This window comes from Enterococcus sp. 9D6_DIV0238 (genome assembly GCF_002174455.2).
Taxonomy (GTDB): domain Bacteria; phylum Bacillota; class Bacilli; order Lactobacillales; family Enterococcaceae; genus Enterococcus_L; species Enterococcus_L dunnyi.
In genome coordinates this window covers 336,356-358,335 of sequence record NZ_CP147246.1, presented here as the reverse complement: position 1 = coordinate 358,335, position 21,980 = coordinate 336,356, and the positions used below count along the sequence as shown (strand labels likewise).

Sequence of the window (21,980 nt, the reverse complement as noted above, 5' to 3'; positions counted from 1 at the left end):
TAAAGGAGCAAGTGCATGAATCCGAAAATAAGCATGACCGAAAAGAATGGTCGACTTGATAATGTTTCTGCATTAAGAAAAATGTGGGAGATTCGAATATTCGAAGAAATGATCCAGCAACTTTTTGATGAGGGAGAGTTGCATGGCACAATGCATCTATGTATAGGTCAAGAAGCAACAGCGGTCGGTGGAGCCGGCATTCTTGATCAAAGTGACTGGATTGTGTCTACACATAGAAACCATGGGCATTGTATTGCAAAAGGAACAGACATCCGTGCAATGTTTGCTGAAATGTTAGGGAAAAAAACAGGAACGAATGAAGGAAAGGGCGGTAGTATGCATATCGCCGATTTAGATGTTGGTAATCTAGGTTCGAATGGTATCGTGGGCGCTGGTTTTCCGATTGCAGCTGGAGCAGCTCTTAGTGCCCAAATGCAAGGGTCAAATCAAGTAGTGTTATGCTATGCTGGCGACGGAGCCACCAATGAAGGCAGCTTTCATGAAGCATTGAATTTAGCGTCTATTTGGCAATTGCCGGTGATATATTTTATCGAAAACAATCAATATGGAATGAGCAGCTCGATCGAGCATATGGTCAATATCGACCTGCTGTCTGAACGTGGAAAAAGCTATGGTATCGAAGGGATTACAATCGATGGTAATGATTTGGATGAAGTTGCTCAAACGGTTGCTAAAGCCGTTGAAAAGGCAAGAAATGGCGGCGGCCCTACACTTATTGAAGCATTGACTTATCGGCATAAGGGTCACTCAAAATCGGATAAACTAATGTATCGATCAGAAGCAGAATGCCGTCAATGGCAAAAATATAATGACCCAATCGTTCGGCTGGAAACGAAGTTGATCCAACAAGATCAGATGACTCCAGAAGATATTCGTTTACTGGAAGGGTCGATCCGAAATGAGTTTTCAAGTCTTGTTGCTTCTGTCAAACAAGATGAAGAACCCACAAGCAATGATCTTTGGACACATGTCTATGCGGAGGAGAATAAATGAGAACGATCACTTACTTACAAGCAGTCAATGAAGCTCTTGACGAAGCTTTAGCTCAAGATGAACGTGTGTTTCTTTTGGGAGAGGATATTGGGATTTATGGCGGTGGTTTTGGTGCAACTCAAGGCTTGCAGGAAAAATATGGTGCACAACGGGTTCGTGATACGCCTATCTCTGAAAGTGCGATTGCAGGAGCAGCTGTAGGGGCAGCTATGACAGGGATGCGTCCGATAATGGAGTTACAGTTTTCAGATTTCATCACTGTAGCTATGGATCAATTAGTCAATCAGGCTGCAAAAATCCATTATATGTATGGTGGGAAAGCAAATGTTCCTTTGGTGATGCGAACGGCAGCTGGATCGGGAACAGGTGCGGGCGCTCAACATTCGCAAAGTTTGGAGAATTGGATGGCGCATATTCCTGGTTTGAAAGTTGTACAGCCGTCAAATGCATATGATGCAAAAGGGTTGCTGCATGCGGCAATCAAAGATAATAATCCTGTCATGTTTTATGAACACAAATTACTATATAAGACAAGCGGAGCTGTTCCAGAAAAAGCGTATGATTTACCGCTTGGTGTAGCAGATATAAAATTGACGGGATCAGATATTACGATCATAGCGACTGGGATTATGGTCGACAAAGCATTACAGGCAGCAGCAATCGTCAAAAAAAAAGGCATTTCGGTCGAAGTAGTCGATCCGAGAACTTTAGTACCGTTAGATGAACAAACATTGATTCAGTCTGTTGCAAAAACCAAACGAGTGATCGTAGCTACTGAAGCTGTTAAAAATAGTGGATTTAGTGCGGAGTTGACTGCGGTTATCGCGGAATCTGATTTGGCAATAAAATTAGCTGCACCGATTATACGTTTAGGTGGAGAATTTGTTCCAATGCCGGCTCAAAAATCACTCGAAGCACAAGCAACACCTCAAGTTGATTCGCTCGTTCAGGCAATCGAGCAATCGATGTCTTATAAAGAGGATCAAGCATGAAGATCAGTGAAAATCGAAGAAAAATGTTGAAGATCGTAACAATGTATTACGAACAAGGCCTGACACAAGCAGTTATCGCCAAAAAAATGGGCATTTCTCGTCCAGTGGTTTCTAAAATCCTCCAACAAGCGAAAGATAGTGGCATCGTATCTATTTCAATCAAAGATGAATCAGCTTATGTGGTAGAATTAGGATTGCGTTTGGAGAAAAAATTTCAATTGCGAGACGTACTTGTTATTCCTGCAAATGAACAAAAAAGACCCGAAGCGATCAAAAGAGAAGTCAGCAGTGCCGCTTCGATGTATCTTAAAGAACATTTGACACCGGATATGTCTGTTGGGTTATCGTGGGGAACGACCTTAGCGGATATGATCGATGAAATGCCTTATTGCTCTTTTCCTACGATCAAAGTTTGTCCTCTAGTCGGAGGGGTTTCAAGTGAGCATTTGTATTTTGATACGAACCATTTAGTTTTTCGTTTAGCGGAAAAATTGAATAGCCGCTGTCAGTATTTTTATGCGCCTGCACTTGCGGAAAGCATCGAACTGGCTGAGATCTTAAACAAGACTGATCTAGTCAAAACCGCGATGGATCAAGCAAAACATGTGGATTTAGCAATTATTGGTGTTGGAAATCCGAACGAAAGCTCTACTTGGAAAAGATTAGGATATATTGGCGTTGAGGAAGCACATATGATCGAACAAACCGCAGTTAAGGGAGATGCAGTAGCGTCACTATTTGACAAATATGGCCAAACAGTCAACAATGAAATAAGCAAACGAATGCTTGGAATCAAGGTAGAAGATCTTGCTGAGATGCCAGAAGTTATGGTGATTGCCATTGGTGAGGAAAAAGCAGAAAGTATTTTGCCGTTACTGATCGGTAAATGCTGTACAATACTGGTGATCGATCAGACAATTGCAGAAGCATTGCTATGAACAATGCACTCTAGGTAAGAATTAAAAATATGACGGTTTTTATTATCTAGTTTCATGAGCTAATTTTTCGAGAAAAAGATAAAATCTCAAAGTGGTAAAGAGCACCACCTTTCGATTTTCCTATTTTCTGTCAAAATTGAACGAGCTCATTCCACTTTTATTATCTAGTTTCGTGAGCTGACTTTTCGAGAAAAAGATAAAATCATAACGCGGTATAAAGCACCGTATTTGATTTTCCTATTTTCTGTCAAAGTCGAACGAGCTCATTCCACTTTAAAATTAAGGAGCGTGTCATTATGGATTTATCACAAGGAACACCAGTGTCGATTCAATTGAAGACAATTGTCGATCAAGAGGGAGAGAAGAAGAATTTTTATTTTGATTTAGAAGGTCAAATCGTCAAAATTGGCGATACACTTTATATTCGTTATAAAGAAGAGCAGGAAGAGGGGGAACCTGTACCTGTTACGATCAAGGTCGAGCCTGATGGGAAAATTCAGTTGATCCGCGCAGGAGGATTACGGATGCGTTTGAAATTTGCTTATCAAGAGCGTTTAGATACTAGTTACAGAACTCCTTATGGACTATTCCAAATCACGACGTTCACGCGCAATCTACGCTTTAGTTTGAAAGATCAGCCGGTAGCAGGAAGCATTCTAATCGACTATGATTTGTACTCTCAAGCAGAAAAAATCGGCGAATATCATTTAGAATTAGAATTTACTGCGTAATTATGTAAGAATCAATTGATTTTTTCTTCATGTTTTTGTATGATAAAGAGTAGACTGTGAAAGGACGTGTACCGTTTGGAAATTAATGTATTTGACGGGTTGAACAAAGATGAACTATCCATGATCGAAGTTGCGCACGCAATTTTAGAACAACGTGAAGATGTGATGGATTTCTCTGATTTAGTAAACCAAATTCAAAATTATCTTGGAAAATCTGACAGCGAAATTCGTGACTCTTTAGCACAATTTTATACTGACTTAAATATTGATGGCAGTTTTATCTCTCTAGGAGATAACCGTTGGGGCTTGCGCTCATGGTATCCAATCGATTCTATCGACGAAGAAGTAACACATGGTTTAGAAGATGATGAAGAAGATAAACCACGCCGTAGAAAACGTAAGAAAGTCAATGCCTTTATCATTGATGCCAATGATGAAGACGTGATCGACTACAACGATGATGATCCGGAAGATGCAGAATTAACGGATGAAGACGAAGACGATATTCTTTATGATGATGATGACGATGAGGATGAAGAAATCAAAGCATACAACTCTGATCTTCAAGAAATCGGTGCAGATTCAGATGATGAAGAAGAAGAGCTTCCTGGCATTGAAGAAGACTTGACTATTATTGATGAAGACGATGTAGATGACGACTTTGACGATGAAGACGAGTATGCCGACGAAGAAGAAGAGTAAACTGATTTCAGCGAATGTTTTTACATACAAACATTCGCTGATTTTTTTATTTTTCTGAATGGAAAATTTTTTTGATCAATTTTTTGAAAAAAAAGAAACAAATTGATTGACAAATGGTCTATATCTTTGTAAACTATCACTGTTAACAAAACGAATAGCGTTTTCATGTGACTGGATAATACTAGGCATGGAAGAATTTCTTTAAAATATGATATACTCATATTTTGACGGGATTGTTCTATGCTTTTTTTGTTGCTCTGGCACGTGAATGCGGACGATCTACTTCTGCAGAAGAGGAATGTTTATGAAAATCAAAAAGGTGCTTAATCAAAATGCAGTACTTGTTGAAGATGTCGGGCAGGAAAAAGTAGCTGTTGGCAAAGGAGTGGGCTTTAACAAGAAGAAAAATGACTTGTTATTCCCGCAACAGGTGGAGCGGATGTTTGTGATGGAACCAGACGGTGTAAAAAAACTGCAAGTTCTACTATCACAAATCGATGAAAAGTATTTCTTTGTAACAGAAGAAATCATTGCACATGCTGAGATGGTTTTAGGTGAAAAACTAAATGAGCATATCAATATCGGGCTAAGTGATCATATTGCCTTTGCGGCTGAAAATATTCAAAACAATATCATTGTGCGCAACAAACTTTTAAATGAGATCGAAATTCTTTATAGTGAAGAATTTTCAATTGCACAATGGGCTGTTGAATATTTAACACAGACATTGGAAATCCCATTTAGCTATGATGAGGCAGGTTATATTGCTATCCATATTCATAGTGCTCGCAGCGGGCGGACGGATAATAGTAAAAGTATCCGTGAAGTCACAATCGTTTCAGAAATCATTCATTTAATCGAGCAAGAATTGGGGATCAATATTCATGATGAAAAGATGAGCCTAAGTTATTCTAGGTTAGTCAATCATTTGCGCTTGTTTATTCACCGTTTTCAGCAAAATCAATATGCAGTACTGGATGATGAAATTTTAGATGTGGTCCGCAAGAAATATGCGGAGAGCTATGAAATCTCTAAAAAAGTCCAGGTTTTGTTAATGAGGAACTTTCACTATCAGGTTCCAAACGAAGAATTAGGTTATCTCGCGATTCATATCGAACGCTTGAGGATGACCAAATAAAAGAATAAGGGGAGAAACTAAAATGAAAGCATACATGCAAAGAATGGGACGTTCATTGATGCTTCCTGTAGCCGTATTACCGGCAGCAGCGATTTTGATGGGGATTGGTTATTGGATCGATCCAAACGTAATGACTGGATTAGGCGATCCGAATTTCTTATCTGTTTTCTTAGTGAAAGCAGGGGGCGCGATCATTGATAACTTACCAGTATTATTCGCGGTTGGTTTGGCATTAGGTATGTCTAAAGATAAAGACGGTGCAGCAGCCCTTAGTGGACTAGTAGCGTTCTTAGTTGTAACAACATTACTTTCAAGTGCAGCAGTTGGTGCGATGAAAGGAATTCCAGTTGAGCAGGTCGATCCTGCATTTGCGAAAATCGGTAATGCCTTTATCGGTATTTTATCAGGTTTGATCGCAGCTGCGATGTACAATCGTTTCAGCCAAGTGAAATTACCGATGGCTTTATCATTCTTTAGTGGGAAACGATTAGTACCGATCATGACTGCTTTAGCAATGTTAGTTGCTTCAGGCGTATTGTTCTTTGTTTGGCCAGTTGTCTTTTCTGGCTTAGTAACTTTTGGTGAATCTATCTCTAAATTGGGTGCTGTAGGTGCTGGTCTTTACGGATTCTTTAACCGTTTATTGATCCCGACAGGTTTACACCACGCTTTAAACTCAGTATTCTGGTTCGACGTAGCTGGTATCAACGATATTGGAAACTTCTTGTCAGGTGCTGGTGAAAAAGGTGTCACTGGTATGTATCAAGCTGGGTTCTTCCCAATGATGATGTTTGGTTTACCAGCTGGAGCATACGCGATTTATCGTAACGCTCGTCCTGAAAAGAAAAAAGCAACTGCTTCATTGATGATCGCAGCAGCTTTTGCTTCATTCTTCACAGGTATCACTGAACCATTAGAATTTTCATTCATGTTCGTAGCATGGCCATTATATGTATTACATGCTATTTTGACAGGTATTTCATTATTCATCTCAGCAATTTTCCACTGGACAGCAGGTTTTGCATTTAGTGCTGGACTAGTCGACTTTGTGTTAAGCTTACGTAATCCAATCGCGAACCAACCGTACATGTTGATCGTTCAAGGATTAGTAATGGCTGTTCTTTACTTCGTAGTATTCGACTTTGCAATCAAGAAGTTTAACTTGATGACACCAGGTCGTGAAGAAGGTGAAGGCGAAGAAACACCAGATGTTGCAACAAGTGGAGATAATAAATTCGCTGTATTAGCAAGCAGAATTTATCAAGGTCTTGGCGGAGATGCAAATGTTACTTCTATCGACAACTGTACAACTCGTTTACGTTTAACAGTGGCTGATACAAGTAAAGTCGATCAAGGGAAAATCAAAGCAACTGGCGTTCCAGGTGTGAAAGTCATTGATGATACAAATATTCAAGTGATCGTTGGGACAGAGGTTCAATTCGTTGCAGACGAAATGAATAAAATTCGTAATGGAGCTGCTCCAATTTCAGGTGAACCTGTAAAAAAGCCTGAAGTGAAAGAAGAAGTATCAACACCTGCTGCAACAACAAAAGAAACTGAGTTATTTGCAGTAGCGAACGGGAAAGTTATCCCGATTTCTGAAGTACAAGATGATGTTTTCTCAGCAAAAATGATGGGTGATGGATTTGCGGTCATTCCAACAGATGGTGAAGTAACAACACCAGTTGCTGGTAAAATCACTAGTATTTTCCCAACTAAACATGCCTTAGGAATCCAAACTGATTCAGGTATCGAAGTACTATTACACATGGGCTTAGATACAGTTGAACTAAAAGGTGCACCATTTACGCTTCATGTTGAAGAAGGGCAAATAGTAAAACAAGGCGATAAGATCGCTACAATGGATCTAGCTGCGCTTGAAGCGGCAGGTAAAAAATCAGATTTGATCGTTGTATTTACAAATCAAGATATTGTTGATAGCTATGATCTAGCTAAATCAGGTCAAGAAACTTCAGCCAATGATACAATTGGTAAAGTAACAGTAAAATAATAGCCGTTATTTACAGCTGAACAAAGATAGAGCCGTCGTGATTCTATCTCGTTCAGCTGTTTTTTTAACCCTCGTTTTATTTTTAATGTTTTTGTTCTCTTGCTTTATTTTTTTTCTATGCTATGGTTAATGTGTAATTGTTTTTAGGAGGAGATTATCTTGCGCGAATAAGGCTGGACACAAAGAAGTGCCAGTTGATGATCCTATGGTTTCTTTGTGTCATATTGATTGAATATGATGAAGAAAAGGGAGATAGATCAATGATTATTGTTAAAGGAAAGAATTCAAGAAAAATCGAGAAAGTCTGGGATTTAGTCAAGAGAGAGCACACTGGTAAGAAAGTTGCGGTTGTCGGATATTCTGGAGAGATTCCTTATAATTTTATTCGAGCAAAACAAATGCCAGCCTATGAAACAATGACAAGACATAATACGCTTAACGACTTAAAACGTTTTTTAAACGACACTAAAAATAGATTTGAAGCGATTATTCTTTATATTGATTGTGACACTCATATGATCGATCAAATTAAAGAGATGACAAGATCTTATCAAGAGAAATTTATTTTGACGGTTTATGATGAAAAGGAAATCGAGCAAGTCGTTGATAGAATTTAAGGTGGGAAAAACATGAAGGAAAATACAGAACGGTTGTTGGGACTGATCGAAAAATTTCAAACAGAGGAGCTTTCCCTGGATGATGCAATAGAGTTACGTCGCTTATCGGCTGAATTTGCAAATGTATGCGGCGAAAACGTCGAACGTAAGATGGATCAATTTTATAAAAAGTAATTTATTAAAAGGATGGTGCTTAAAACCATCCTTTTTTCTTTCTGTTTCACCACTTACAATTAGTAAGCATATAAGTTGTACTTTTTTTAAATAGGTATATAATAGCATTACAAAGGTCAATAAAGGTCAATTTAAAATCCTTTTACTGATCCTTTGAAGAAAATAGGAGGTTTGTAAATTATGGCAAAACAACATTATGACAGAAGTAAACCCCATGTAAATATCGGCACGATCGGTCATGTCGATCATGGGAAAACAACATTGACTGCTGCGATCACTACAGTATTAGGAAAAAAAGGCCTAGCAAACCCGCAGGACTATGCTAGTATTGATGCAGCACCAGAAGAAAGAGAACGTGGAATCACAATCAACACCGCCCATGTGGAATACGAAACAGACGCTCGTCACTATGCTCATATCGATGCTCCGGGACATGCGGATTACGTGAAAAATATGATCACAGGTGCAGCTCAAATGGATGGTGCGATTTTAGTCGTTTCAGCAACTGATGGTCCAATGCCGCAAACAAGAGAGCATATTTTATTGTCTCGTCAAGTCGGTGTTAAATATCTGATCGTCTTTCTTAATAAAACAGATTTAGTAGATGATGAAGAGTTGATCGATTTAGTTGAGATGGAAGTTCGTGAATTACTTAATGAGTACAATTTCCCAGGCGATGATACGCCGATCATCAAAGGCTCTGCATTAAAAGCACTTCAAGGAGATCCAGAAGCAGAAGCTGCCATCATAGAGTTGATGGATACTGTTGATTCATATATTCCTACACCTGAAAGGGATACAGATAAACCGTTATTACTACCAGTAGAAGATGTCTTTTCAATTACAGGACGAGGAACTGTTGCTTCTGGTCGTATCGACCGAGGAAAAGTGAGCGTTGGTGACGAAATTGAAATCGTAGGGATTAAACCAGAAACACAAAAAGCCGTGGTAACTGGAATAGAAATGTTCAGAAAAACATTGGATTATGGTGAAGCAGGAGATAATGTTGGTGTACTTTTACGTGGAATCACTCGTGATGAAATCGAACGTGGACAAGTAATTGCTAAACCGGGTTCCATTACTCCACATACAAAATTCAATGCAGAAGTCTATGTTCTTACAAAAGAAGAAGGTGGACGTCATACACCATTCTTTACAAATTATCGTCCACAATTTTATTTCCGAACAACTGATGTAACGGGAGTTGTTGAACTCCCTGAAAATGTTGAAATGGTTATGCCGGGTGACAATGTGACGATCGATGTTGAATTGATCCATCCAATTGCTGTTGAAAAAGGAACGACCTTTTCAATTCGCGAAGGTGGACGCACAGTCGGATCCGGCATTGTGACAGAAATAGAAAAATAGAAAACGTCGTACTAAGCGTGTATGTCAAAACAAAAATCTGTTTTGACGTATACGCTTTTTTATTATATGATATGGACTAAAAAAAGGGAGCGTTCGTTAATGGAGTGTTCGGTTTTGAGGGTAGATGCATTTACTAAGGTCATTGGGCAAGGGAATCCAGCAGGTGTTGTCTTAAACGGTGATCAGTATAGTACAAAAGAGATGCAGGAAATTGCGAAAAAAGTCGGCTTTAATGAAACAGTTTTTTGTTGTGCGAGTGATCATGCGGATATCAAATTACGATATTTTACACCAGGACACGAAACACCATTATGTGGTCATGCGACGATGGGGAGTATTTTTGCTTTATATCATGGAAAAGGAAATCAAAAGCGAGTCATTGAAACGAAAGCGGGGCTTCTTTCGGTCGATTATAATGATGAACAATGTGAAATCACGATGACTCAAGCGGAACCAAAGTTTATCGACTTTATGGGAGATAAAAAAGCGCTTTGTCAGAGTTTAGGGATCGAAAAGACAGATCTTGATCCCAGTTTACCGATTCAATATGGAAATACAGGCTCATGGACCTTGCTAGTTCCGGTTAAAAATGAAACAGTTTTGGACAAAATGTCAGCAGATACACAATGTTTTCCTGAGCTGTTGACTGAAATGTCAAAAGCTTCTGTTCATCCTTTTGCAGTGCTTTCAAAAGAAGCCGCTGTGATGACTGCAAGGCATTTTTCATCCCCATTTTCAGGAACGAAAGAAGATTCTGTTACTGGTACCGCTTCTGGTGTGATGGGAGCTTATGCTCTAAACCATATTTATCTTGATGATCAGAGAAAAGAAATCACTGTTTTCCAAGGGAAACATGTAAACAGATCAGGACAGGTTTTGGTTGATGTGATCAGAGGGGAAAAGGCAGCTCATTCGGTCAGAATAACTGGCACAGCCTGTTTGAACGAAGAGATAAAAATAACATTAGATGAGTAAAAAACGAGACAAAACTGAAAATCAGTTTTGTCTCGTTTTTTTCTAAATCATGATCAATGATGGTCTAAAAGTAGATTATTCAGTAATTCTGTAACGATTTGTACCAATTACAACGTACTTCTTAACGTTGAGATCTATTTCTAAGAATACGGCGAATCCCGTGAACATTTTTTTGCTTTTCAATAGGTGCGTTGTCAATGATCAATAGTGCGATCATAACATAGGCGATAAAACTTTCTCTGGAATAAAGGGTATAACGTGAAACCCAGGCAGTTGCATATTTTTCTTTATAATCCCGTAATCCTTGAAAAGAATAAAAGCGAGAGCCAAATTCATAAACAAGATAAGCGATCCGTTCTTGGATAAAGCTTTTTCTCGATGTTCCTACATTCGATAAGGGAGCCATTCCTAAATTGAAGTAAGCTAAGCCTTCTTCTTGCATATGTTGGAATAAGGAGATAAAAAGATAGTCCATTACGCCAGAGGGAGCTTCCTTGCTGTATCTCATTAAATCGATCGTTCCTTCTTCTTTTGTGTAAGTCGGCATGATATTTGCAAATGCAATGATTTTTCCTGATTGATTTTTCGCTACAGCGATTTGGCTGCGAGCTAGGTAATCTTCATTGAAAAAACCGAGAGAAAATCCTTTTTCTTTGCGGCTGCCGAGCCACTCATCTGAAACTTGTTTTAGCTCTGACACTAACTCATCTGAAAAAGGAGGGGACAGAACCTCGAAAGAATAGTTCTCTTTAGTGAAACGATTCATGACAGCCCGCTCACTTTTCATTTTTTTGCCGGATAAAGTAAAGCTTGGTAAATCAACATGAGCCTCTTCGCCCATTTTAATGAAATCATAGCCAAACTCGTGTAAAAACATTACACATTCTTCTGAAACTTCATAGAAAACAGGCAAATATCCCCAACGATCAGCTTCGTTGATGAACTGTTCGATCGCATCAGAAAAATCTTCTTTATTCCCGGAAGGATCTCCCATAACGATGCATTTGTTGTTGATCGTTTTAAATTGTATCAAGACAGTATCTTCCTGAGCACTATTTTGATAAATATACATATCTTTGTCACCAAGAAAAACCAATTGACTGTCAGTATTTCCTCCATAATTCAGCAAAAGTGATAATGCCCGTTCGTCATCTAGCGGCATACCGATTTTATAGCGTTTGCCTTCGAGATAACGAATGAATAAGTAGCTGACTAAAGTGACCAGTAAAATACCAATAAGACCAGATAACCAAATTTTCTCAGATGGGAATAAGAAAAAGGAAATAAATTTGTGCTTGTGGTGAGGGAAGGCCGGCAAGTTATAGACACCGATCACGATATATAAGATTGTCAGCGTTAGAAAAATCACGCCATCGACTGTGATCATCTCCCAAGAATACACAAGTTGTTCTCTAAATAATTGTCGCTTAGAAAAGACAATGATAAGTAAAAGTAAACTTAGAAATAAAATCACTCCCCAGCTAAAATCTTTCATAAAGGTATAACCAAGTGTAATGACGATCAATCCGATCGTGGGAAAATAAGCACGTTTCACACGAGCCGCGATGCCTCTACCAGTAATCAAGAGCAAAAAGCCTAGTAAAATTGCTGGAATTTGTGTAATGATCCGAAAAGAAAGTGGATTTAGCTGTTTGAGCCAAGTCAACTCTATAAAAGCTTCAGGAATCGTAGCTGATAAAACAATCATAATTCCAGAAAAATACATTAGGAAAACGACAAATTTATGTGCTACTTCAGTTGAAAGCTCTCTGGGAATACCAGAATATCTTTTATTTAAGGAATAACTCAAATTATTCATGAAGAAAATCACACCGATCAGAAACGGTATAATATAGTAAAAGAGTCGATAAAGTAGGATCCAAGCAACGACAACCTCGCGAGAGATACCGAGCGCAGATAATCCGAGGATCATCAATAAGTCGAAACTACCAAGTTCCCCAGGAATCATCGAAACGATTCCGATAACAGAAGCAGCAATAAATAATGGGATGATTTGTAATGGATTCATTTTGACACCCATCAGCATACCGATCAACAAGAAGCTGCCTAAAACGCCTGTCCATTCCATGAAAGAGGTCAAGATCAAGCCAGCACGCGTTTTTCTATCGATATCCCCGATATAATTGTCTTTCTTGAAAAAACTAACAAGTAGTACGATCGGAAAATACAGACTACCGCCAATTAACCAAACCCAATATTGTTGGATATAGTCATTTGTATGTCCCAGTGTTACTAATAAAAATGAAATAAGACTATAGATTGAAAGACCCGACATCAAAAATAGTAAAATTTTCGAAAGTGCCTGAACAACTCTTTTACCATCTTTTTCTTTACCGTAGAATTCAGAGCGTAGTCCGATACTGATCAATCCGCCGAAGCCTGCAATATTATTGATCGTATTGATCATCCAGCTGCTTTCAAATAGAAATCTTTTCTTGGGATGTTGTCCTAGTATCTTGTTGAGGATTACATCATAATTAAGCATCGGCAGCACAGAGACCAATCCAATAAGCAGCATCAAAGCAATTTTCCAAAGAGGAATATCTTGAAAAACGATACCTAATTGATTGAATGAGATCGTTTTACTGATCGTAAGAAGTTCACGCAAGATGATAATAATAACTGAAAAAATAAAGATTATTTTAAAATAACTGATTCGTTCCTTGAACCATTGCAGCATTTTTTTCACTAAATACACCTACTTTTCTAATAAAAATGAGAGCACTTCTTGATTAAATAACTCAGGATTCTTTCTTGCAAAAGAGTGTCCTTGTCTGGGGACTAAAACAAATGAAGCCTTCGGAATATTTTTTGCCAGATACATCGAATGGGCACGTTTGATCACATCGTATTTTCCGACAATAACTAATGTCTTAGCTCTAAATTGGCTTAAATCAGTTGTTGAGACATCGATATCTTTTCGCATCAACTGAATAACTGGCAAATATCTTTTTGCTGTTTCACTAATCACTGCAGCTAGGCGAACTAACAGATATTCTAATTCCGTTAATCCTCTAAAAAAAAGTTTGACTCCTGAAACGGTTGTATTACCAGCGTTTAATACAAGTCGATGAACAGCTTTGGGGTACTTTTTAGTGAAGACCATTGCAACATTCGCACCATCGCTGAAACCGACAAAATCAGCTTGCCGAATATCCTCCTGCTTCATAATCAAATGTAAATCTTCTGCCATTTGGTTAAATGACAAGGTAGTACTTTGATTCGTAGAACGCCCATGTCCGCGGCTGTCTACGGTGATCACTTTAAAATGTTGACTGAATTCAGGTAACTGTTTTTCGAAATATTTTCCGCTTCCGCTATTGCCATGAAGAAGAAATAAAGGGAAGCCGGTGCCGCAAATTTCGTAATAGATTTGACTGTGATCAGCTGCTAATAACACTCTTTTTTCTCGTTTCATTTTATTCCCACCTGTCGTTCTTAGTATATCGGTTTTTGACTCGTTTTCAAACCGAAAAGATATTTATTTAGGAACCTTTTATTAAAGAATAATAAAGAATTCAGCATTTATTTAGATTTTTTTTTTAGAATAACGTATGATAAGTAATACCTTAAAAAAGTTTGGATGATATGATGGGCAAATTAGCGAGATTATTTAAAAGATCACTATTATTAATATTATTACTATTGATTATTGTAGCGGGTTATCTTGGCTACGACATTCGTAAAAATGTCAAACATGTGATGACGTTTGAAGCAGAGGTCGAGGAAGCTGTGAAGGAAAACAACATTCCTGAATATAAGAATGTGATTTTAGCAATTATTTATACAGAGTCAAAAGGTAGAGCAGACGACCTGATGCAAAGTAGTGAGAGTGTCTATGGTCAACGACATATGATCGGAACGACCAAAGAAAGCATTGACGCAGGTGTCGCTTACTTAGCTCAATCAGTTGAAAAGGCTGAAGCAGCTGGTTGTGATCAGTGGACTGCGGTGCAGGCTTATAATTTTGGATTGGATTATATTGAATTTGTTAAAGAACGCGGAGGCAAAAATACGGTTCGTTTAGCTGAAGAGTATTCAAGAGATGTTTTGGCTCCTTTATTAGGAAATGACGAGCAAAAAATGTATCGTTATTATCGGCCGCAGGCAGTTTTTCATAACGGTGGTTTTTTATATCGTAATGGCGGAAACATGTTTTATGCAGATATTGTCAAGATGAACATGCAATTTATCAAATGGCTCAAATAAGTAACTACATAATCCTTGAGAATGATCGTTTGTTGAAATTATACGAATTCTCAAGGATTTTCTTGAAGTTCTTTCTATTAACAAGTAAACTAAAGAATGTGTATCTTTAACAAGGAGAAAGTAGGGAAGCTAATTCATGGCAAATAATTTTGATATAAAACAGGGTCTGACTCAATCGGAGGTAGAAGAGAGAAAGAGGCAAGGCCTACAAAATGATTACGAAGAAAATGTTGCAAAATCAACGAAAGACATTATTTACGACAATGTAATGACCTTGTTCAACTTTTTGAACTTTGCCATTGCTGTCTGTTTATTTTTTGTTGGGGCTTATTCTAATCTAGCCTTTCTAGCAATTATTTTAGTCAATATGGGTATGGGGATCTATCAAGAGATACATGCCAGAAATTTAGTCCAAAAGTTATCGATCGTTGCCAAAGAAAGCGTACATGTCGTACGTGATGGAAAAGAAGTCGAGATCGATACCAAAGAATTAGTCATGGACGATATCGTTGTGATTGCAGCAGGTGAACAGGTTCCTTCTGATTTAGAAGTAATTGAAGGAAAAGCAGAAGCAAATGAAGCCCTGCTGACGGGGGAATCTGATTTGATCGAAAAAGTGAGTGGAGATATCCTACTTTCCGGCAGTTTTTTAGCGAGTGGACAAGTCTATGCTAAAGTTATCCATGTCGGAGCTGAAAACTATGCGGTCAAAATTACAGCGGAAGCAAAGGTCCATAAACCAATTCAATCAGAGCTAGTAAACTCAATTCGAAAAGTATCGAAATTTACCAGTTTAGTGATCATTCCATTGGGTATCATTTTATTTTTAGAAGGATTTTTGATCAGAGATGCAGGTCTAAAAGGATCTGTGGTCGCTTCAGCAGCTGCTTTGTTAGGGATGCTGCCAAAAGGATTGGTTTTACTGATTAGTATCGCGTTGACAACAGGTGTTGCCAAGCTAGCTAAAAAACGAATTTTAGTTCAAGATATGTATTCTATCGAAACGTTGGCACATGTCGATACACTATGTCTAGATAAAACAGGGACGATCACCGAAGGAAAAATGAAAGTCCAAAAAGTAACAGTGCTTCATGCTGAATATCACGAGAACTTTCCACAGATTATAGGAAGTTATCTAGCTGAAAGTACAGATAATAATATTACGATGCAAGCGATTCGAGATCATTTTGACTTATCAAATCGTTATGGTGCAGAACAAACTTTACCATTTTCTTCTGAGAGAAAATGGGGAGCGATCGATTTTACCGAGCTTGGGACTGTGTACCTTGGAGCGCCTGAAAAATTATTCTCAGCTGAACGGCTACCTAAAGAAGTTTTAGATGCTCAGGAAAATGGCTATCGTGTGCTGATGCTGGGGATTGCTGAACACATTCGTTTGGATGAGCAAACGATGCCGCACCTAGAGCCTTTAGCTGTGTTAGAAATCGATGATCCAATTCGCCAAAATGCAAATGAGACACTAGCTTATTTACGTGAAGAAGGCATTGATTTAAAAGTCATTTCCGGAGATAATCCAGTGACGGTATCGAATATCGCTCGCCGAGCAGGTTTGTTCGGTTATGAGTCATATATCGATTTATCTACTTTAGATACAGAAGAACAGGTTCGTAAAGCAGTACATGAGTATACAGTTTTTGGTCGAGTGACACCACAGCAAAAACGAATCATCGTTCGTGAACTAAAAGATAATGACCATGTTGTCGCGATGACTGGTGATGGAGTAAATGACGTTTTAGCTTTACGTGAAGCAGACTGCAGTATTGCAATGGCAGAAGGAGACGGCGCAACAAGACAGATTTCTAATTTGGTTTTACTGGATTCTGATTTTACGACCTTGCCGGATGTTTTATTTGAAGGGCGTCGTGTGGTCAATAATGTCACAAAAGTTGCCAGTATCTTTTTCATTAAAACGATCTATTCATTCATTTTATCCATGATCTGTATGTTCACTGCAATCGCATTCCCATTTATACCGATTCAGATTACATTGATCGATTTGGCTATTGAAGGCTATCCAGCTTTCTTCCTGTCATTCGAAAGTGATAAGCGGAAGGTTAATGGGAAGTTCTTACCTACGGCTTTGAGAAATGCTTCTGTAAATGCCGTATTAGTTGTGTTAAACATCGTTGCTGTTTACCTGCTTGCTCAAGGACGAGGGTTTAGCCAAATGGAAACAACGACTCTAATGTATTATCTATTGATCGGGATCAGTTGTATGGCTGTTGTTAGAGCGTGTTTACCGTTTAATCCATTACGGATTTTCCTTGCGGTAACAACCATCGGCGGTATTTATGTTGCAGCGATGCTGTTCCACCATATTTTAGAAGTCGGATTTTTAACTAGCCAAACGTTACCGATCTTCGCTGTGATGATGGTGATAAATATTGTCGTAAGAATCATCATTGGATTTTATCAAATGAAACGCGCAGGTAAAACAATCAAGGAGCTTTAAAAGTGAGTGAAAAATAAGGAGGGGAAATGATGAGCGGCGAATATCAAATGCGCAAAACGATTGGAAAATGTTTTCGGTCTTCAACAGATAATTTTAATGGAGTCGTTCGAATCTATGGCAGTCCTTATATGTATCGTGTGATCAACGGTATCCCTGAAAAGGGTGCAATGTTGGAAGTCGTTGATTTTTCTAGTACAGAATTATTTGTAACTGTAAACAACTATTTATTCGAAAGTGATGTGAATTATATTGATAATCCTTAATATTTTAATTTTTATTGTCGTTCTTATTTTAATTTTGGTACTTGTTTCAAAAATGGTGATCATTGTACAGCAGGGAGAAGTGAAGATCGTTGAAAGCTTTGGTAAATATGTTAAAACGATCGATCCAGGGCTTCATTTTCTAATTCCTGTACTTTACAAGGTTAGAGGAAGAGTATCACTAAAGCAAACGCCTTTAGAAATCGAGTCTCAAAGCGTGATTACCAGAGACAATGTAATCGTGGAAGTTGATGAAGCAATCAAGTACCATGTAACCGATGTTCGTGCATTTGTTTATGACAACGAAGATTCTGTGACTTCGATGATTCAAGATTGTCAATCAAATCTACGCGGTATCATTGGGAAAATGGATTTGAATGAAGTACTGAATGGTACGGAAGAAATCAATGTGAGTTTATTCGAAAGTGTCAAAGACATTACTGCTGGGTACGGCTTATCTATCGATAGAATCAATATCGGAGAAATCTCAGTTTCAGATGAAATCGTTAATTCAATGAATAAATTGATCACCGCCAGTAGAGATAAAGAATCAACGATCACTATTTCTGAAGGTAGAAAGCAATCGATTATTTTGGATTCTGAAGCGAATGCGTCGCAAATGCAGATCGATGCTGAAGCACGTGCTAAACAGACAAAAATCGACGCTGAAGCTCGAGCTGAACGTACGAAAATCGATGCCGAAGCCGAAGCAGAAAGAATTCGCATTACAACTGAAGCCGAAAGACAAAGGATTTTTGCATTGAATCAGGCAATCAAGGATAGTGATTTAAATGATCAAGCCTTAGCTTATCTTGGAATAGAAGCATTTAAAGAAGTGGTGAAAAGTGATACTAATACAGTGATCTTACCAAGCAATATGACTGAATTAGGAAATATTCCTGTAGCAAAAGAATTATGGTCCGCTCAAGATAAGAAAGAGCATTCGACTCCAGAACTTTAAGGGAAATATCGTATTAAACAAGAAAAGAAAACGGTAAGCTGATTATCTGTCTTCTTTTTTTGTTTATATCATGATTTAGGTGACCATATTTATTTTATGTAAACTATAAAAAAGGATTTTTGAGTGAAGAAAATAAATAGGCAATTTACTTGAAAATAATGTTAAATATGATACAATGAACCATGTGTAATTGTGTCTTTTTAAAATCGCGCTGAAGGTTTCAGTGCTTTTTTACTGACTATCACGTGAATTAGCTTTTGGCTTTTTTTAGGAGGTGAGAACAGTGGCACAAAGAATTCCTCAAGAAGTGATCGAGGAAGTGAGGCAACGAACAAACATCGTTGATGTTGTTGGACAGTACGTTCAATTGAAAAAATCCGGCAAGAACTATATGGGTCTATGTCCGTTCCACGAAGAACGTTCCCCTTCATTTTCGGTAGCAGAAGACAAGCAGATATTTCACTGTTTTGGTTGCGGAAAAGGTGGAACTGTTTTTAATTTTCTACAAGAAATAGAAGGAATCAGTTTTCCTGAGTCGGTAAAAAGAGTCGCGGAGCTTGAAAATATTCCGGTATCTATCGACTGGAGCAATTCTTATGATGCGGATACAGCTGAAAATAGCCAAAATCGTAAATTGATCGAGCTGCATAAAAAAGCTGCTGATTTATATCACCATGTATTGATGAACACGCAAATCGGCGAGCCTGCGTTGAACTATTTACTAGAACGTGGCTTGACGAAAGAGTTGATTGAAACATTTAAAATCGGCTTTGCTCCGAAAAAAAGAGATTTTTTAAGCCAGGTTTTCCAAAATGAACAAACAGCCGAAGAATTGTTTAAAGAATCAGGTTTATTTATTCAAAGAGACAACGGTGAATTTTTGGATCGTTTTTATCAGCGTGTGATGTTTCCTATCAATGATGATCGTGGAAATATTATTGCTTTTTCTGGACGATTGCTCAAAACAGAAGATTTTTCTGGCGAAGACATGCCTAAATACCTCAATAGTCCCGAGACCGTCTTATTCAATAAAAGAGATACACTCTTTAACTTTGATAAGGCCCGTAAAGAAATTCGTAAAGAGAATACAGTCTTTTTGTTCGAAGGCTTTATGGATGTGCTTGCTGCTTGGCAGGCTGGCATCACTAGTGGTGTTGCCTCGATGGGAACCAGTTTGACGAATGAACAAATCCGAAAGCTAGAGCGAGTCGCTCAAGAACTTGTTATTTGTTACGATGGGGATAAAGCAGGGATCGAAGCAACCAATCGGGCGATTTCCTTATTAAGTGACCATAGTCGTTTTAAGTTGAGTATCGTTAGTATCCCGGAAAAGCTTGACCCGGATGAGTATTTAAGGAAATACGGCAGTGATTCTTTTCGTGAGCTTGCACTTCATGGTCGCGAGACAGTTTTCAGCTTTAAAATGCAGTATCATCGTTTATCAAGAAATATGAACAACGAAAAAGAACAGCTGGACTATGTTAATGATTTACTCCAAGAGCTGCTACTTGTTCAGTCACCATTAGAAAAAGACCGTTATCTGAACCAACTTGCTCAGGAATTTCAATTATCCTTTCATTCTTTGGAAGAACAGTTGAGACAACTTGAAACACAACAGCGTTCCGTCAAAAGAAGCGAACGACAGCAAGCAACAGCACCGCCGCCTGTTTTAGAAATAGACGGGATGATCGAACCACCTGAATTTTTTGAAGAAGAAGCGATGCCGTCTGCTCAAAATAAATTGCCTTTGACTCAAGTAGAAAAGGCAGAGCGAACATTGATTTATCGTTTAATGAATGAACAGGGGATTCGTAATCAGGTCATGCAGCTGGCTGACTTTAGTTTTGCTCATGATCAGTATCAAGAATTATATTTACTTTTGGATGGCTATATGAGTATTCATAGTGATTTTTTACTAGCTGATTTTGTTGATTATTTGAAAGAAGATTCGACAAAGAAACTCGCTATTGATATCTCTCTTCAAAAGATTTCTGAAGAAAGTTCGGATCGTGAAATTGCAGATGTCATACGAGTGATCCAAAATTCCAGCTTGGAAGAACAAATTTCTTTGAAACAACAGCAAAAAAAGGAAGCAGAACGTATCGGCAACAAACAATTAGTTGATGAATTATCCATTGAAGTCATCGGCTTAGTAAGACAATTGCAAAAAAGTCGTACAGCCTCTTAACGAACTGTTCAAGAGCATGTATTTGACTATTATTTATAGATTTAGCTGAATGGAAAAATGAAGGGGGCCTTCTTTTCATGGAAAAAGAAACAGAAAAAAAATATGCAGCTGCACTGGCAGCCTTTATCAAGAAAAACAAGCCTAAAGGAACTGTTTTTTATGATGATTTAACAAACACATTAGCAACACCATTTACATTGAATGCAGATGAAATGGAAAAATTGATTCAAAAAGTTGAAGACGCTGGAATCAGTGTTGTAGATGAAAATGGCGACCCTAGTGAACATAGTCTGAAAAAAGATGAAAAAGTTGCTGAAAAGGCCCAAATGGAAGATTTATCTGCTCCTACGGGTGTCAAGATCAATGACCCTGTGCGTATGTACCTAAAAGAAATCGGCCGCGTTCAATTACTGACAGCGGCAGAAGAAGTTGAACTTGCCTTGAAGATCGAAGAAGGCGATCAAGAAGCGAAACAGCGTTTAGCTGAAGCTAACTTACGTTTGGTTGTTTCTATTGCAAAACGTTATGTTGGCCGTGGTATGCAGTTCCTTGATTTGATTCAAGAAGGAAATATGGGCTTGATGAAAGCCGTTGAAAAATTTGATTATCGTAAAGGGTTCAAGTTTTCAACCTATGCGACTTGGTGGATCCGTCAAGCAATCACACGTGCGATCGCTGACCAAGCAAGAACGATCCGGATTCCAGTGCATATGGTAGAAACGATCAATAAATTGATCCGAATCCAACGTCAATTACTGCAAGATTTAGGCAGAGAACCAACGCCGGAAGAAATCGGAGCAGAAATGGATCTACCTACTGAAAAAGTACGTGAGATTCTAAAAATCGCTCAAGAGCCAGTTTCTTTAGAAACACCGATCGGTGAAGAGGACGATTCTCATCTTGGTGATTTTATCGAGGATCAAGATGCAACAAGTCCGGCTGAACATGCAGCTTATGAATTGTTGAAGGAACAATTAGAAGATGTCTTAGACACACTAACTGACCGTGAAGAAAATGTTCTTCGTTTGCGTTTCGGTTTAGATGACGGACGTACTCGCACATTAGAAGAAGTTGGAAAAGTTTTTGGTGTAACTCGTGAGCGTATTCGTCAAATCGAAGCGAAAGCATTGCGTAAATTACGCCATCCATCTCGTTCTAAACAATTGAAAGACTTTTTAGAATAAGAATGGGTACAGTTAAAAATGAAT

19 protein-coding genes are annotated in these 21,980 nt (G+C 38.3%); 17 read left to right on the top strand and 2 right to left on the bottom strand.

The window, feature by feature from the left end; genetic code table 11:
• The first annotated feature begins 15 nt into the window (after positions 1-15).
• The 11 genes from A5889_RS01660 to A5889_RS01610 all read left to right on the top strand — a co-directional run bounded on the left by A5889_RS01660 (position 16) and on the right by A5889_RS01610 (position 10,660).
• Positions 16-1,014 (top strand): thiamine pyrophosphate-dependent dehydrogenase E1 component subunit alpha, encoded by a 999-nt coding sequence (locus A5889_RS01660; RefSeq protein ID WP_087640144.1) that lies wholly within the window; start codon positions 16-18, stop codon positions 1,012-1,014.
• Complete coding sequence (locus A5889_RS01655; protein WP_087640143.1) at positions 1,011-2,006, top strand: alpha-ketoacid dehydrogenase subunit beta; 996 nt, start codon at positions 1,011-1,013, stop codon at positions 2,004-2,006. Before A5889_RS01660 ends, A5889_RS01655 begins: the two co-directional genes overlap by 4 nt.
• Positions 2,003-2,944, top strand: a complete 942-nt coding sequence (locus tag A5889_RS01650) for a sugar-binding transcriptional regulator (protein WP_087640142.1) — start codon at positions 2,003-2,005, stop codon at positions 2,942-2,944. Before A5889_RS01655 ends, A5889_RS01650 begins: the two co-directional genes overlap by 4 nt.
• Positions 2,945-3,240: 296 nt before the next feature.
• A complete protein-coding gene (locus tag A5889_RS01645; RefSeq protein WP_087640141.1) occupies positions 3,241-3,675 on the top strand; it encodes a DUF1934 domain-containing protein in 435 nt (144 codons plus the stop codon).
• A gap of 75 nt (positions 3,676-3,750) precedes the next feature.
• Positions 3,751-4,377, top strand: a complete 627-nt coding sequence (gene rpoE / locus A5889_RS01640) for a DNA-directed RNA polymerase subunit delta (RefSeq protein WP_242585281.1) — start codon at positions 3,751-3,753, stop codon at positions 4,375-4,377.
• Between the two features lie 304 nt (positions 4,378-4,681).
• On the top strand, positions 4,682-5,515 hold the full coding sequence (locus A5889_RS01635; protein ID WP_087640139.1) for a PRD domain-containing protein: 834 nt from the start codon (positions 4,682-4,684) through the stop codon (positions 5,513-5,515).
• Between the two features lie 22 nt (positions 5,516-5,537).
• Positions 5,538-7,526: an N-acetylglucosamine-specific PTS transporter subunit IIBC gene (nagE, locus tag A5889_RS01630; RefSeq protein WP_087640138.1), complete on the top strand. Its 1,989-nt coding sequence runs from the start codon at positions 5,538-5,540 to the stop codon at positions 7,524-7,526.
• A gap of 260 nt (positions 7,527-7,786) precedes the next feature.
• A complete protein-coding gene (locus A5889_RS01625) occupies positions 7,787-8,143 on the top strand; it encodes a hypothetical protein (RefSeq protein WP_087640425.1) in 357 nt (118 codons plus the stop codon).
• 12 nt (positions 8,144-8,155) lie between these two features.
• Entirely contained in the window at positions 8,156-8,317 is a 162-nt protein-coding gene (locus A5889_RS01620) for a hypothetical protein (protein ID WP_176372776.1), read from the top strand.
• A 180-nt stretch (positions 8,318-8,497) separates the two neighbouring features.
• Positions 8,498-9,685 carry an elongation factor Tu gene (gene tuf / locus A5889_RS01615; protein WP_087640137.1) on the top strand — a complete coding sequence of 396 codons (1,188 nt, stop codon included), beginning with the start codon at positions 8,498-8,500 and terminating at the stop codon, positions 9,683-9,685.
• Between the two features lie 99 nt (positions 9,686-9,784).
• Positions 9,785-10,660, top strand: a complete 876-nt coding sequence (locus tag A5889_RS01610; RefSeq protein ID WP_087640136.1) for a PhzF family phenazine biosynthesis protein — start codon at positions 9,785-9,787, stop codon at positions 10,658-10,660.
• Positions 10,661-10,781: 121 nt separating this feature from the next.
• Here the strand turns inward: A5889_RS01610 and mprF are convergent, their stop codons facing one another.
• Positions 10,782-13,361, bottom strand: a complete 2,580-nt coding sequence (gene mprF / locus A5889_RS01605; RefSeq protein WP_176372797.1) for a bifunctional lysylphosphatidylglycerol flippase/synthetase MprF — start codon at positions 13,359-13,361, stop codon at positions 10,782-10,784.
• An 18-nt stretch (positions 13,362-13,379) separates the two neighbouring features.
• Positions 13,380-14,099, bottom strand: a complete 720-nt coding sequence (locus tag A5889_RS01600; RefSeq protein WP_087640134.1) for an alpha/beta fold hydrolase — start codon at positions 14,097-14,099, stop codon at positions 13,380-13,382.
• Between the two features lie 173 nt (positions 14,100-14,272).
• Between A5889_RS01600 and A5889_RS01595 the strand changes: the two genes are divergently transcribed.
• The 6 genes from A5889_RS01595 (at position 14,273) to rpoD (ending at position 21,956) form a co-directional block, all read left to right on the top strand.
• Entirely contained in the window at positions 14,273-14,890 is a 618-nt protein-coding gene (locus tag A5889_RS01595) for a lysozyme family protein (protein WP_207114545.1), read from the top strand.
• 136 nt (positions 14,891-15,026) lie between these two features.
• Entirely contained in the window at positions 15,027-17,363 is a 2,337-nt protein-coding gene (locus A5889_RS01590) for a cation-translocating P-type ATPase (RefSeq protein WP_087640132.1), read from the top strand.
• A gap of 29 nt (positions 17,364-17,392) precedes the next feature.
• The gene (locus A5889_RS01585) at positions 17,393-17,626 is read left to right on the top strand and encodes a hypothetical protein (RefSeq protein WP_087640131.1); all 234 of its coding nucleotides are present in this window, start codon (positions 17,393-17,395) and stop codon (positions 17,624-17,626) included.
• A gap of 52 nt (positions 17,627-17,678) precedes the next feature.
• Entirely contained in the window at positions 17,679-18,584 is a 906-nt protein-coding gene (locus A5889_RS01580) for an SPFH domain-containing protein (RefSeq protein ID WP_412523567.1), read from the top strand.
• A gap of 283 nt (positions 18,585-18,867) precedes the next feature.
• Positions 18,868-20,772, top strand: a complete 1,905-nt coding sequence (dnaG, locus tag A5889_RS01575; RefSeq protein ID WP_087640129.1) for a DNA primase — start codon at positions 18,868-18,870, stop codon at positions 20,770-20,772.
• A gap of 77 nt (positions 20,773-20,849) precedes the next feature.
• Positions 20,850-21,956, top strand: coding sequence for an RNA polymerase sigma factor RpoD (gene rpoD, locus A5889_RS01570; protein ID WP_087640128.1), 1,107 nt, complete (start codon positions 20,850-20,852; stop codon positions 21,954-21,956).
• Positions 21,957-21,980 lie beyond the last annotated feature (24 nt).